This is a genomic window from Agromyces sp. LHK192, from assembly GCF_004006235.1.
Classification (GTDB): Bacteria; Actinomycetota; Actinomycetes; order Actinomycetales; family Microbacteriaceae; genus Agromyces.
On sequence record NZ_CP034753.1, the window covers coordinates 1,615,783 to 1,628,904 of the forward strand.

The 13,122-nt window shown below is 71.1% G+C and carries 13 protein-coding genes; 11 read left to right on the forward strand and 2 right to left on the reverse strand.

Translation table 11 applies throughout. The annotated features are described in order from the left end of the window. The first annotated feature begins 8 nt into the window (after positions 1 to 8). The 5 genes from ELQ40_RS07140 (at position 9) to ELQ40_RS07160 (ending at position 5,218) form a co-directional block, all read left to right on the forward strand. A complete protein-coding gene (locus ELQ40_RS07140) occupies positions 9 to 1,583 on the forward strand; it encodes an aldehyde dehydrogenase family protein (RefSeq protein WP_240665987.1) in 1,575 nt (524 codons plus the stop codon). After that, positions 1,580 to 2,440 (forward strand): aldehyde dehydrogenase family protein, encoded by an 861-nt coding sequence (locus ELQ40_RS07145; protein WP_127793064.1) that lies wholly within the window; start codon positions 1,580 to 1,582, stop codon positions 2,438 to 2,440. The genes ELQ40_RS07140 and ELQ40_RS07145 overlap by 4 nt, the downstream gene beginning before the upstream one ends. Before the next feature lie 4 nt (positions 2,441 to 2,444). Further along, on the forward strand, positions 2,445 to 2,684 hold the full coding sequence (locus tag ELQ40_RS07150; protein WP_127793065.1) for a hypothetical protein: 240 nt from the start codon (positions 2,445 to 2,447) through the stop codon (positions 2,682 to 2,684). Between the two features lie 40 nt (positions 2,685 to 2,724). Next, complete coding sequence (locus ELQ40_RS07155) at positions 2,725 to 4,272, forward strand: SDR family oxidoreductase (RefSeq protein WP_127793066.1); 1,548 nt, start codon at positions 2,725 to 2,727, stop codon at positions 4,270 to 4,272. A 67-nt stretch (positions 4,273 to 4,339) separates the two neighbouring features. Further along, the gene (locus ELQ40_RS07160) at positions 4,340 to 5,218 is read left to right on the forward strand and encodes a glycerophosphodiester phosphodiesterase family protein (protein WP_127793067.1); all 879 of its coding nucleotides are present in this window, start codon (positions 4,340 to 4,342) and stop codon (positions 5,216 to 5,218) included. A 26-nt stretch (positions 5,219 to 5,244) separates the two neighbouring features. Here the strand turns inward: ELQ40_RS07160 and ELQ40_RS07165 are convergent, their stop codons facing one another. Beyond that, the gene (locus tag ELQ40_RS07165) at positions 5,245 to 5,523 is read right to left on the reverse strand and encodes a metal-sensitive transcriptional regulator (protein WP_127793068.1); all 279 of its coding nucleotides are present in this window, start codon (positions 5,521 to 5,523) and stop codon (positions 5,245 to 5,247) included. Between the two features lie 24 nt (positions 5,524 to 5,547). Continuing rightward, positions 5,548 to 5,766, reverse strand: a complete 219-nt coding sequence (locus tag ELQ40_RS07170) for a hypothetical protein (protein WP_127793069.1) — start codon at positions 5,764 to 5,766, stop codon at positions 5,548 to 5,550. 282 nt (positions 5,767 to 6,048) lie between these two features. Here ELQ40_RS07170 and ELQ40_RS07175 point away from each other — a divergent pair, with 282 nt between their 5' ends. The 6 genes from ELQ40_RS07175 (at position 6,049) to ELQ40_RS07200 (ending at position 13,022) form a co-directional block, all read left to right on the forward strand. After that, positions 6,049 to 8,172: a DEAD/DEAH box helicase gene (locus tag ELQ40_RS07175; protein WP_240665988.1), complete on the forward strand. Its 2,124-nt coding sequence runs from the start codon at positions 6,049 to 6,051 to the stop codon at positions 8,170 to 8,172. A gap of 160 nt (positions 8,173 to 8,332) precedes the next feature. Beyond that, the gene (locus ELQ40_RS07180) at positions 8,333 to 9,364 is read left to right on the forward strand and encodes a 6-phosphofructokinase (RefSeq protein ID WP_127793071.1); all 1,032 of its coding nucleotides are present in this window, start codon (positions 8,333 to 8,335) and stop codon (positions 9,362 to 9,364) included. A 4-nt stretch (positions 9,365 to 9,368) separates the two neighbouring features. After that, positions 9,369 to 9,848: an 8-oxo-dGTP diphosphatase gene (locus ELQ40_RS07185; RefSeq protein ID WP_164863500.1), complete on the forward strand. Its 480-nt coding sequence runs from the start codon at positions 9,369 to 9,371 to the stop codon at positions 9,846 to 9,848. 91 nt (positions 9,849 to 9,939) lie between these two features. Next, complete coding sequence (locus ELQ40_RS07190) at positions 9,940 to 11,118, forward strand: inorganic phosphate transporter (protein ID WP_127793073.1); 1,179 nt, start codon at positions 9,940 to 9,942, stop codon at positions 11,116 to 11,118. Beyond that, entirely contained in the window at positions 11,115 to 11,453 is a 339-nt protein-coding gene (locus ELQ40_RS07195; RefSeq protein ID WP_127793074.1) for a peptidase, read from the forward strand. The genes ELQ40_RS07190 and ELQ40_RS07195 overlap by 4 nt, the downstream gene beginning before the upstream one ends. Positions 11,454 to 11,531: 78 nt before the next feature. Then, positions 11,532 to 13,022 (forward strand): NCS2 family permease, encoded by a 1,491-nt coding sequence (locus ELQ40_RS07200; protein ID WP_127793075.1) that lies wholly within the window; start codon positions 11,532 to 11,534, stop codon positions 13,020 to 13,022. Positions 13,023 to 13,122 lie beyond the last annotated feature (100 nt).

Genomic DNA, 13,122 nt, shown 5'->3' on the forward strand with positions numbered 1-13,122 from the left:
GGCACCCCATGAGCTTCCTCGAATACGCCCCCGCGCCCGAGTCGCGCTCGATCCTCGCCCTGCGCGACGACTACGGCCTCTTCATCGACGGCGAGTTCGTCGCCGGTCGCGGCACGCCGTTCCAGACCATCTCGCCGGCGAGCGAGGAGCGCATCGCGACGATCGCGAACGCGAACCCGCAGGACGTCGACGACGCCGTCGCGGCCGCCCGCCGCGCCTACGAGAAGGTGTGGTCGCGGATGTCCGGCCGCGACCGCGGCAAGTACCTGTTCCGCATCGCCCGGCTCCTCCAGGAGCGCGCGCGTGAACTCGCCGTCGCCGAGTCGCTCGACAACGGCAAGCCCATCAAGGAGTCGCGCGACGTCGACGTGCCGCTCGTGGCCGCCTGGTTCTTCTACTACGCCGGATGGGCGGACAAGCTCGACCACGCGGGTCTCGGCGCAGACCCCCGCTCGCTCGGCGTCGCGGCACAGGTCATCCCGTGGAACTTCCCGCTGCTCATGCTCGCGTGGAAGATCGCTCCCGCGCTCGCCGCGGGCAACACCGTCGTGCTGAAGCCCGCGGAGACCACGCCGCTGAGCGCGCTGCTCTTCGCCGAGATCGTGCAGCAGGCCGACCTGCCCCCGGGCGTCGTGAACATCGTCACGGGTGCCGGCGACACCGGTCAGGCGCTCGTCGCGCACCCCGGCGTCGACAAGGTCGCCTTCACCGGCTCGACCGCGGTCGGCCGCGAGATCGCGAAGACGGTCGCGGGCACGTCGAAGAAGCTCACGCTGGAGCTCGGCGGGAAGGCCGCGAACATCGTGTTCGACGACGCCCCGATCGACCAGGCCGTCGAGGGCATCGTCAACGGCATCTTCTTCAACCAGGGCCACGTGTGCTGCGCCGGTTCACGGCTGCTCGTGCAGGAATCGGTCCACGACGAGGTCGTCGACCGGCTGAAGCACCGGCTCTCGACGCTGCGGCTCGGCGACCCGCTCGACAAGAACACCGACATCGGGGCGATCAACTCGCGCGAACAGCTCGACCGCATCCGCGAGCTGACGGCTGCCGGCGAGGCCGAGGGCGCCGAGCGCTGGAGCGCGCCGTGCGAGATCCCCGAGAACGGCTTCTGGTTCGCGCCGACCGTGTTCACGGGTGTCGAGACGAGCCACCGCATCGCGCGCGAGGAGATCTTCGGACCGGTGCTCTCGGTGCTCACCTTCCGCACGCCGCAGGAGGCGATCGCGAAGGCGAACAACACGCCGTACGGACTCTCGGCGGGCATCTGGACTGACAAGGGCAGCCGGATCCTCGCGGTCGCCGACCAGCTGCGCGCCGGAGTCGTCTGGGCCAACACGTTCAACCGCTTCGACCCGTCGAGCCCGTTCGGCGGGTACAAGGAGTCGGGCTACGGGCGCGAGGGGGGTCGCCACGGGCTCGGCGCGTACCTGAAGCCCGCGACCTCGGGACGCGCCGCCGTGGTTGCGCCGCAGCGTGCCGTGACGGATGCCGCGGCCGCGGCATCCGCGGGGGCATCCGATGCCGCCGCGAAGCCCCGCGTGCGACGAACCCGCGCCGCGAAGAAGGGAGCCGCGAAGTGAGCCGCCTCGCCGTGCCCAAGACCTACAAGCTGTTCATCGGCGGCGCGTTCCCGCGCAGCGAGTCCGGCCGCACCTACGAGGTGACGGGCGCGGGCGGCACGTTCCTCGCGAACGCCGCGAAGGCCTCGCGCAAGGACGCCCGCGACGCGGTGGTCGCCGCTCGCGGCGCGGTCGGCGGCTGGGCGGGCGCCACCGCGTACAACCGCGGTCAGGTGCTCTACCGCATCGCCGAGCTGCTCGAGGGGCGACGGGCCCAGTTCGTCGCCGAGATCGAGGAGGCCGAGGGCGCCACGCGCGCACAGGCCGGCGCGCAGGTCGACGAGGCGATCGACCGCTGGGTCTGGTACGCCGGGTGGGCCGACAAGTTCGCCCAGGTCGCCGGCGGGGCGAACCCGGTCGCGGGTCCGTACTTCAACATCTCGGTGCCGGAGCCGACCGGGGTCGTCGCGATCGTGGCGCCGCAGGACTCGTCGCTGCTCGGCCTCGTGTCGGCCGTCGCGCCCGCGCTCGTGGCGGGCAACGTCGTCGTCGTCGTCGCGAGCGAGCGGTTCCCGCTGTCGGCGATCAGCCTCGCCGAGGTGCTCGCGACGAGCGACGTGCCGAAGGGCGTCGTCAACGTGCTGACGGGGTCGCCGGCCGAGATCGCGCCGTGGCTCGCCGCACACGCCGACGTGAACGCGCTCGACCTGGTCGGCGCGGCCGACCTCGACTGGGTGGACCTCGAGATCGCGGCCGCCGACACGCTCAAGCGCGTCCTGCGTCCTGAACAGGGGCCGGATGCCGCAGCGCCCGCCCTCGACCGCATCGCCGCGTTCACCGAGACGAAGACGGTCTGGCACACGAAGAGCCTGCGCTGAGCCGATGGCGGGTCGCAACGGAGCGTCCGACGAGCGGGGCCGCCTCGAGGCCGACCCGTTCGACTACCGCGTCACGGGGGCGGGCGCGGTCATCGTGTCGCGAGGGGGCCGGCCAGTGATGACGGTCGGCGGTCGCGACGCGGCCCGACTCGTCGCCGCCCTGCAGCAGGCCGACGACGGCAGGACCCAGCACCTGCTCGCACGCGCCAGCGGGAACTACCGGAGAGGCAACGAGCGGACCTGATGCGCGGAAGCGGCCGGACTCGGCGGGCGGGCATCGGCTGATGCGCGTCCTCGTCACCGGCGCGACCGGATACCTCGGTGGGCGGTTGGCACCGCGACTGCTCGATGCCGGCCACGACGTGCGGGTGTTCGTGCGTCGGCCGGAACGCCTGGCCGAGGTGCCCTGGGCCGCGAAGGTCGACGTCGTGGCGGGCGACCTGCTCGATGCCGAAGCCGTCGCGGAAGCGGTCGACGGAGTCGACGCCGTCTACTACCTCGCACACGCCATGGGCACGCGAGGCGACTTCGAGGCCGCCGAGCTCGCCGCGGCACGCAACGTTGCGACGGCGGCGGCCGCCGCCGGGGTGTCCCGGATCGTCTACCTCGGCGGACTGCATCCGGCGACGGGCCGGCTGTCGCGCCACCTGCGATCGCGTGCCCAGGTCGGCGAGGTGCTCCTCGCCTCGGGCGTCCCGACGATCGTGCTCCAGGCCGGCGTGGTCATCGGCTCGGGCTCGACGTCGTTCGAGATGATCCGCCACCTCACGGAGGTGCTGCCGTACATGCCCGCGCCCCGGTGGGTGCGTTCGTGGATCCAGCCGATCGCCGTGCGCGACGTGCTGCACTACCTGCTGCGCGCCCTGGATGCGCCCGAGGGCGTCAATCGCGCCTTCGACATCGGCGGGCCCGACGTGCTCAGGTACGGCCAGTTGATGAACGGCTACGCGGTCGAGGCGGGCCTCCGGCAGCGGCCGATCGCGGCACTGCCGGTGCTCACGCCGTGGCTCGCCGGCCAGTGGGTGAACCTCGTCACGCCGATCCCGCGGCGGCTGGCCGTGCCGATCATCGAGTCGCTCCAGTTCGACTGCGTCGTCCACGACCATGACATCGATGCGGTGATCCCGCCGCCGGGGGAGGGGCTCGTCGGCTACCGCAGGGCCGTCCGGCTCGCGCTCGAGCGCGAGCGCACGGGCGAGGTCGAGACGAGCTGGCGCAACAGCGAGGTGGTGGATGCCCCGAGCGACCCGCTGCCGAGCGACCCCGACTGGGCCGGACACACGGTGTACGTCGACCGACGCGAACGGCGCACGACGGCATCGACCGATGCCGTGTTCACGGTGATCGAGGGGGTCGGGGGAGAGCGCGGCTGGTACTCCTTCCCGTTGTTGTGGGCGATCCGGGGTTGGATCGACAAGGTCACCGGCGGCGTCGGGCTCGGTCGCGGCAGACTGCACCCCGACACCCTCCGCGTCGGCGACGCGGTGGACTTCTGGCGGGTGGAGGCGGTCGAACGCGGCCGGTCGCTGCGCCTTCGGGCGGAGATGCGCCTGCCCGGCCGGGCGTGGCTCGAGCTCAGCGTCGAACCCGGCGACGGCTCCGGCCCACGCGCCGCCGCCGACAGCGCCTCGGCGGCCGCCGCCGTGTATCGACAGCGTGCCGTGTACTTCCCGAAGGGCCTGGCGGGCCGCGCGTACTGGTGGGCGATCGCGCCGTTCCACGGCGTCATCTTCGCGGGCATGGCGAACCGGATCACGGCCGAGGCCGAGGCGCTCGAACGGCAGCGCGGCGCGGAGGCGGACCCGGCGGAAAAAGAGATAACGAATCGGTAACGGGCTGTGCTAGCGTGGCCGTCACCTCCCGGGCAACGGCGCGCGGGAGCGGAAAGGCCCGAACCCGATGCACGCCCCCCGCACGGTCATCCGACGTACCCTCCTCGTGCTCTTCGCCGCCGCGCTCACGAGCGGTCTCATCGCGGCGCAGGTGCCGCCCCGAGTGGTCGCGGCCGACGTCTTCGGTGCGATGCGCGGCCCCGGGGACGCCGCCGCGACCATCGGCCACCGCGGGGATCGAGCGGATGCGCCGGAGAACACGATGCCCTCGCTCGAACTCGCGATGGACGAGCACGCCTACGTCGAGACCGACGTGCGCTTGACGAGCGACGGCGTGCCCGTCCTGTTCCACGACGTGACCCTCGAGCGCATCGCCGGCGTCGACGCCCGCATCGAGGACCTCGACCTCGACGCGGTCTCACGGCTCGACGTCGGCTCCTGGTACGGCGAGGATTTCGCCGGGCTGCGCGTGCCGACGCTCGACGAGTTCCTCGCGGCGCTCGCCGAACGGGACGCGGCGAGCGCCCTCGTCGAGCTCAAGGCGACGTGGACCGCAGCCGAGATCCGCACGGTGATCGGCCTCATCGAACGACACAACCTGCGCGGTCGGATCGTGCTGCAGAGCTTCAGCATCGAGACCCTGCAGGCCATCCGCGCGACCACGCCGACGACGCCCAGGATCATGCTCGTCCGCGAACTGCCCGCCGATCCGCGATGGCTCGCGGAACAGCTCGGGGTGATCGGGTTCGGCACGACGGCCGAGGCCGTGACCCGGGCGCCGGGCGCGGTGGAACTCGCGCACTCGGCGGGGATCGCCGTGCTCTGCTACACGCTCAACACCGACGAGGACTGGGCTGCGGTCAGCGCGCTCGGCGTCGACGGCATCTTCACGGATGAGCCGAGCGACCTCGACGCCTGGCTCGCGGTGACGGCACCCGGCACCTGAGCCGATCGTGCGCGGCACCCGCTGCGTCAGCTCCGGTTGTTCGACAGCTCGAAGATCCGCACCAACTCGGCGACCGCCGCCTCGCGTTCCTCGCCGCCGGCTTCGTACTGGTGGCTCACGTGGGTGCGCAGGTGGTTCTCGACGAGCAGCTTGTTGAGCGACGCGAGGGACTTCTGCACCGCGAGCGACAGCGTGATGATGTCGACGCAGTAGTCCTCGTTCTCGATCATCTTCTCGATGCCGCGGAGCTGGCCCTCGATGATCTTGGTCCGGTGCAGCGCGCGCTTCTTGATGTCCTCGATCACCAGCTCAGAATACGCCCGCCCGCCTCAGCCGTCGGTTCCGGTCGAGCCCGTGCCACCCGGGTCGTCGGCGAGATCGACATGCCGTTCCGCGTCGATGCCGTCGACCTCGTCGTCGAGCGAGTCGTCGAGCGCCCGCTCGTCGTCGGTCGACGCCGGATCCGGCTCGTCGAACTCCGTGTCCTGCGCGACCGTGAAATCGTGTTCCGGCGGGACGCCTGCGCCCGCCCCCGCGAGTCCGTCCATGCTTCCATGGTAGGACGGTGCGTCCCGGCGCGCGATGGTGGATGCCGCGCAATCGCGGGGACTTCGGTAGACTGTACGGGCGCCCGACGGATCCGATCTCGGCCCGACGTCGCGGGTTCCGCCCGCGTCCTGCTCGGCCGGCCAGCCTCCGCGTTCTCGAAGCTGGTACAGGCAGCCCGGATCCGCGCACCGCAGGACGCGTCATCGGGACGTGTCGGGGAGCGGCATCGTCCAGTCGATGGTTCGGGAGCGACGGATGCATCCCCAAGACCGGGAGGACCCTTGGCCCAGACGAGGCAGCGGCAGCGCACGCGTTCGCGCGACGACGACGCGCCCATCATCCCGATCCTCGCCCGCAAGGTGCGCGAGGTCGAGCAGAAGGCGCAGAAGAACAAGCTCGGCCCCACCAACCGCACCAAGTTCCAGGTGATCGCGCTGCTCATGCGCGAGGAGCGCGCCCGGGTGAAGAGCGATGCCGACGTTCCGGACGCCGCTCGCGCCGAACTGCTGAAGCGCCTCGACGGTATCGCGCAGATCCTCGCGAAGACCGCCGCGCGCGACACGAGCCTCATCGCACTGCTCGAACCCGACGCGTCCGTGGGCCAGGTCGCACAGCGGTTCCGCCGCGATTGGCTGCTCGAGTCGGGCGCCGAGCTCAGCCCCGACGAACTGATCATCACCCGGGAGCCCGAGCCGGTCGCGGCCATCGCCGAGAACCAGGTGGTGCCGGCGTCCGTGAAGTCGTTCCAGCTCGCGAACCCGTTCCTCGCCCCCGACTTCTCGAAGGCCAAGCCCTCGGTCGTCCCCGTGCGCCGCCTCGCGAACTGGGAGCTGCTCGGCCCGCTCTTCAAGTCGTTCGAGCAGGGCGCCGGCGGCCGCGCGGCCAGCATGGACCTGCCGGAGGCGCCCAAGGTCGACCGGCTCGCGCCGCGCGGGCTCGAGCTCATGGCGCACCAGGCCCGGTTCATCGAGTCCGCCCGCGAGGGCCACCGCACGTTCCTGCTCGCCGACGAGCCGGGCCTCGGCAAGACGGCGCAGTCCGTGCTCGCGGCATCCGTCGCCGGCGCCTACCCGTTGCTGGCCGTCGTGCCGAACGTCGTGAAGATGAACTGGGCGCGCGAGGTCGAGCGCTGGACGCCGCACCGCCGCGCGACGGTGATCCACGGCGACGGCGACACGCTGGACGCGTTCGCCGATGTCGTCATCGTCAACTACGACGTCCTCGACCGGCACATGGCCTGGCTGTCCACGATGGGCTTCCGCGGGATGGTCGTGGACGAGGCGCACTTCATCAAGAACCTCTCGTCGCAGCGCTCGCGCAACGTGCTCGCGCTCGCCGACCGGATCCGTCGCACCGCGCCAGGCGGCGACCCGCTGCTGCTGGCCCTCACCGGAACGCCGCTCATCAACGACGTCGACGACTTCCGGGCGATCTGGCAGTTCCTCGGCTGGATCGACGGCGACAAGCCGTCCCCCGAGCTGCTGCGCCACCTCGAGGAGAACGGGCTGACGCCGGCCGAGCACGGCTTCTACGCCGAGGCGCGGCAGACCGTCATCGACCTCGGCATCGTGCGCCGGCGGAAGGTCGACGTCGCCGCCGACCTCCCCGCGAAGCGCATCGCCGACCTCCCGGTCGAGCTCGACGACGACCTCGGCCGGTCGATCCGGGCGGCCGAGCGCGAGCTCGGCGGCAGGCTGGCGAGCCGGTTCCGCGCGCTGGTGGAGGCGAGGGGCCTGCGCGTCGGCGATCTCGACGAGGACCTGCGCGACCAGTACATCCGGGCCGTCGCGCACGCCGAACTCGAGGAGTCGAAGTCGGCGAAGTCGGGCGAGAACGTCTTCACCATGGTCCGCCGCATCGGCCAGGCGAAGGCCGGCCTCGCCGCCGATTACGCCGCGCAGCTCGCACGCTCCGCGGGCAAGGTCGTGTTCTTCGCCAAGCACATCGACGTCATGGACCAGGCCGAGGCGGCCTTCGCGTCGCGCGAGCTGCGCACGGTGTCGCTGCGGGGCGACCAGACCGCGCTCGCCCGCCAGGCGGCGATCGACGCGTTCAACAACGACCCCGAGGTGCACGTCGCGGTCTGCTCGCTCACCGCTGCGGGCGTCGGCGTCAACCTCCAGGCCGCGTCGAACGTGGTGCTCGCCGAGCTCAGCTGGACCAGCGCCGAGCAGACGCAGGCCATCGACCGCGTGCACCGCATCGGCCAGGACGAACCGGTGACCGCATGGCGAATCATCGCCGCGCACACGGTCGACGCGCGGATCGCCGAGCTCATCGACGCGAAGCAGGGCCTCGCGGCGCGCGCGCTCGACGGCAGCGACGTCGAGCCCGGCTCGGCCGACTCGGTGCAGCTCGACGCACTCCAGCACCTGCTGCGGGCGGCGCTCGACGGCGCGCTCTGAGCGCGTGCGGCGGTCTCCCCGGCAGCCGCCGGCAGGCCGCCGCACGTCGGTCCGACACCGAGGTGAGCACATGTCGGCTGCGCGATAGACTCTCGCTCGCCAGTGCCCCGAGGATGCGGCCAGGGCGACCTGTCCCACGATGCGAGGAGCGACATCAGGCATGAAGATCGGCATGCTCACGAGCGGCGGCGACTGCCCCGGCCTCAACGCGGTCATCCGCGGCGCCGTGCTCAACGGCAAGATCACGCACGACACCGAGTTCGTCGGGTTCCGCAACGGCTGGCGCGGCGTGGTCGAGCGCGACATCGTCCCGCTGACCCGCCATGACGTGCGCGGCCTCGCGAAGACGGGCGGCACGATCCTCGGATCGAGCCGGACGAACCCGTTCGAAGGCGAGGGCGGCGGCCCCGAGAACATCCAGCGGATGCTCGACGAGGAGGGCATCGACGCGATCGTCGCGATCGGCGGCGAGGGCACGCTCACCGCGGCCCGCCGGCTCTACGACGAGGGCGGCATCAAGGTCGTCGGCGTGCCGAAGACGATCGACAACGACCTCGCGGCGACCGACTACTCGTTCGGGTTCGACACCGCGGTGCAGATCGCGACCGAGGCCATCGACCGGCTCCGCACCACGGCCGACTCCCACGGGCGCTGCATGGTGCTCGAGGTCATGGGGCGCCACGTCGGCTGGATCGCGCTGCACTCCGGCATGGCCGGCGGCGCGCACGCGATCCTGATCCCGGAGCAGCCGCAGTCGATCGACCAGATCTGCGAGTGGGTCGAGTCCGTCCGCGAACGCGGCCGTGCCCCGCTCGTCGTCGTCGCCGAGGGCTTCACGCTGCCCGACATGACCGAGGCGCACTCGCACAAGGGGCTCGACGCGTTCAACCGCCCGCGCCTGGGCGGTATCGCCGACGTGCTCGCGCCGATCATCGAGGAGCGCACCGGCATCGAGTCGCGGGCGACCGTGCTCGGCCACATCCAGCGCGGCGGCGAACCGACGGCGTACGACCGGGTGCTCGCGACGCGCCTCGGCATGGCCGTCGTCGACGCGGTCTACGACGAGGCGTGGGGTTCGATGGTGACGCTGCGCGGCACCGAGATCCAGACGGTCACGATCGCCGATGCCGTCGGCAGCCTCAACCGCGTCCCGCAGTCGCGGTACGACGAGGCGAAGATCCTGTTCGGCTGAGCCGGTGAGCGCGCCGCTGCCCCGCGTGTGCGTCTGCTACCTCCTGCGCGAGCACGACGGGCGGACCGAGGTGCTCCTCGGCCGGAAGAAGCACGGGCTCGGGCATGGCTACTTCGTCGCGCCCGGCGGCAAGCTCGAGCCGGGAGAGTCCGCGGTCGATGCGGTCATCCGCGAGGTGCACGAGGAGTCGGGCCTGGTCGTCGAGGCATCCGATCTCGAGGCGCGAGGCGAGATCACCTACCTGTTCCCGCACCGGGAGGCGTGGAGCCAGCGATCGAGCGTCTTCGTGTGCCGGTCGTGGCGCGGCGAACCGGAACCGAGCGACGAACTCGACCCGGAGTGGCATCCGGTCGACGAGGTGCCCCTCGAACAGATGTGGGATGACGCGCGCCGGTGGCTGCCCGCCGTGCTCGCGGGCGGCACCGTCGCGCGGACGTTCACGTTCGGCGAGGACCTCGCCAGCGTGGTGGATGAGCGCTGCTGACGTCACGTAAGATCGTCGAGGCACGAGCCTCAGCGATTCCGCAACCGTCACCGTATGAACGTCCGGTGAACACCAACCCAGAAAGACGCCGGTGGATCTCACCCTCATCGTCGTGCTGGTCATCGCACTGGCCCTCTTCTTCGACTTCACGAACGGCTTCCACGACACGGCGAACGCCATGGCGACGCCCATCGCGACCGGCGCGCTCCGGCCGAAGATGGCGGTGGCGCTGGCGGCCGTGCTGAACCTCGTCGGCGCCTTCCTGTCGACCGAGGTCGCCAAGACCATCTCGGGCGGCATCATCAAGGAGGGCGACGACGGTGTCCTGATCACGCCGGAGCTCATCTTCGCCGGTCTCATCGGCGCCATCGTGTGGAACATGGTGACCTGGCTCCTCGGCCTGCCCTCGTCATCGAGCCACGCCCTGTTCGGCGGCCTGATCGGCGCCGCGCTCGTGGGCTTCGGGCTCCAGGCGATCGACTTCTCGGTCGTCATGTCGAAGGTCGTGCTCCCGGCGATCCTCGCGCCGCTGACCGCCGGCCTCGTCGCATTCACCGCGACGAAGCTCGCCTACGCGATCACCCGCCGATACGACGGCAAGCCCGACGGTCGCGACGGATTCCGGTATGCGCAGATCTTCTCGAGCTCGCTCGTCGCCCTCGCACACGGCACGAACGACGCGCAGAAGACCATGGGCGTCATCACGCTGACCCTCATCTCGGTCGGCCTGCAGCCCGCCGGCAGCGGCCCCGAGTTCTGGGTCGTCGTCGTCTGCGCGGTCGCCATCGCGCTCGGCACCTACATGGGCGGCTGGCGCATCATCAAGACGCTCGGCACCGGCCTGACCGACGTGAAGCCCGCCCAGGGGTTCGCGGCGGAGACGTCGACCGCCGCCACGATCCTCGCCTCGAGCCACCTCGGCTTCGCGCTCTCGACGACCCAGGTCGCCTCCGGATCGGTGATCGGCTCGGGCCTCGGACGCCGCGGCTCCAAGGTGCGCTGGCGTACCGCCGGGCGGATCGGCATCGGCTGGCTGCTGACGCTGCCGGCAGCGGGCGCGGTCGGCGCGATCGCCGCACTGGTGGCGCACCTCGGTGTGATCGGCGTCATCATCGACGCCGTCGTCGGGGTGATCGTCATCGTCGGCATCTTCCTCCTCTCGCGCCGGTCCGAGGTGTCTCACAAGAACGTCGTGAGCGAGGTCGCCGACTCCGGCCGCGCGGTCAAGATCAAGCGCAACCCCAAGCCGAAGCGGAAGGTGAAGGCATGATCGACTGGCTCTCCTTCCTGATCGTCCTCGTGGCCGCCCTCGTCGGTGCTTCCGTCGTCGTGAGCACGTACTCGCTCGGCATCCGCCTGCTCACGCTGTCGGGCCGCACGCCGGTCGTCACGCCGGCGGAATTCACCGACGCCATCACGGTCATCTCGCCGGCCGAGGCGAAGGCCGCGGCGAAGCGCGCGGCGAAGGCCGCGAAGAAGAACCCGCTGACCGAGCAGGAGAAGCGCGTCGCGTTCATCGGCGCCTGCGGGTGCTTCGCCCTCTCGGGACTCGCGGTGCTGGTCGGGATCTACCTGATCGTGCCCGCGCTCCACGCGCTCGGATAGCCTTCGGACAGCCCGTCCGCACAACGAGCGGATGCGGTCCACGACACCACGAATCACGACCGGAAGCCTCACCCTGCCATGACCGACGCATCCACCCCCGCCTCCGAGACCGCCGAGCAGGAGCCGGTCCCGCCGTCAGGCAACGGCCTGCGCGCGCGGCTCGACCGCTACTTCGAGATCACGTCGCGCGGCTCGACGTTCAGCGCGGAGTTCCGCGGGGGCATCGTCACGTTCGTGACGATGGCGTACATCGTCATCCTGAACCCGATCATCCTGTCGTCGGGCGTCGACGTCGACGGCGAGCAGCTCGGCTTCCTCCAGCTCACGGCCGTGACCGCACTCACCGCCGGGGTGATGACGATCCTGTTCGGCCTGGTTGCGCGCCTGCCGTTCGGGTTCGCCGCGGGCCTCGGCATCAACTCGTTCCTCGCGGTCTCGGTCGTGGGCCAGGTCACCTGGCCGGAGGCGATGGGGCTCGTCGTCATCAACGGCCTCATCATCGTGCTCCTCGCGGCCACCGGGCTGCGGCGGATGATCTTCGACGCCGTGCCGGTCCAGCTCAAGATCGCGATCACGGTCGGCATCGGCCTGTTCATCGCCTTCATCGGCTTCGTGGACGCCGGATTCGTGACCAGCACCGGCCTCTCGTCGCCGCCGGTCGGGCTCGGCACCGACGGCTCGGTCGCGACCGTGCCCACGCTCGTCTTCGTGTTCACGCTGCTGCTCACGGGTGTGCTGGCGGCACGCAAGGTCAAGGGCGGCATCCTCATCGGCCTGCTCTCCGGCACGGTCGTCGCCGTCGTGGTCGAGGCGATCTGGAACCTCGGCCCGAAGGTCTCGGGCGACGAGGTGAACCCGAACGGCTGGGGCCTCTCGGTGCCCGAGCTGCCGGCGCAGTGGGTGAGCCTGCCAGACCTGTCGCTCGTCGGCCAGGTGTCGTTCGGCTCGTTCGAGCGGATCGGCGTGCTCGCGGCGCTCATGCTCGTATTCACGCTCGTCTTCACCAACTTCTTCGACGCGATGGGCACGCTCACCGGCCTGTCGAAGGAGGCGGGACTCGCGAACGAGCGCGGCGACTTCCCGCGGATCAAGTCGGCCCTGGTCGTCGAGGGCGTCGGCGCGGTCGCGGGCGGATTCACCTCCGGATCGTCGAACACCGTGTTCATCGAGTCCGGCGCCGGCATCGGCGAGGGCGCGAGGACGGGCTTCGCGAACCTCGTGACGGGTGTGCTGTTCCTCGTCGCGATGTTCTTCACCCCGCTCGTCTCGATCGTGCCGACCGAGGTCGCCGCCGCCGCCCTGGTGATCGTCGGCGCGCTGATGATGTCGCAGATCCGGTTCATCGACTTCTCGGACTTCTCGGCGGTGCTGCCGGTCTTCCTCGCGATCACCGTGATGCCGCTGACCTACTCGATCGCCAACGGCATCGGCGCGGGCTTCATCGCGTGGGTGGTGGTTCGCTCGCTCTCGGGCCGGGCGAAGGAGATCAGCCCCCTCCTCTGGATCGTCGCCGCCGGCTTCGTGCTCTTCTTCGCGCGCGGGCCGATCGAGGCGGTCTTCGCGGGCTGAGCGGCCTCGGGCGGCGGTCGCGCCGGGCCGCCCGGCCGACGCCGCGCCGACGGTCCGCCCCGCGCTGATCCGGGGGCGCGCCGGGCGGGCATCCGGGGAT

Bases quoted from the DNA above. Each gene is read 5' to 3' on its own strand.
- ELQ40_RS07155 (WP_127793066.1), top strand. From the start codon at position 2,725: ATGCGCGTCCTCGTCACCGGCGCGACCGGATACCTCGGTGGGCGGTTG.
- ELQ40_RS07200 (WP_127793075.1), top strand. From the start codon at position 11,532: ATGACCGACGCATCCACCCCCGCCTCCGAGACCGCCGAGCAGGAGCCG.
- ELQ40_RS07140 (WP_240665987.1), top strand. From the start codon at position 9: ATGAGCTTCCTCGAATACGCCCCCGCGCCCGAGTCGCGCTCGATCCTC.
- ELQ40_RS07170 (WP_127793069.1), bottom strand. From the start codon at position 5,766: ATGGACGGACTCGCGGGGGCGGGCGCAGGCGTCCCGCCGGAACACGAT.
- ELQ40_RS07160 (WP_127793067.1), top strand. From the start codon at position 4,340: ATGCACGCCCCCCGCACGGTCATCCGACGTACCCTCCTCGTGCTCTTC.
- ELQ40_RS07150 (WP_127793065.1), top strand. From the start codon at position 2,445: ATGGCGGGTCGCAACGGAGCGTCCGACGAGCGGGGCCGCCTCGAGGCC.
- ELQ40_RS07195 (WP_127793074.1), top strand. From the start codon at position 11,115: ATGATCGACTGGCTCTCCTTCCTGATCGTCCTCGTGGCCGCCCTCGTC.
- ELQ40_RS07180 (WP_127793071.1), top strand. From the start codon at position 8,333: ATGAAGATCGGCATGCTCACGAGCGGCGGCGACTGCCCCGGCCTCAAC.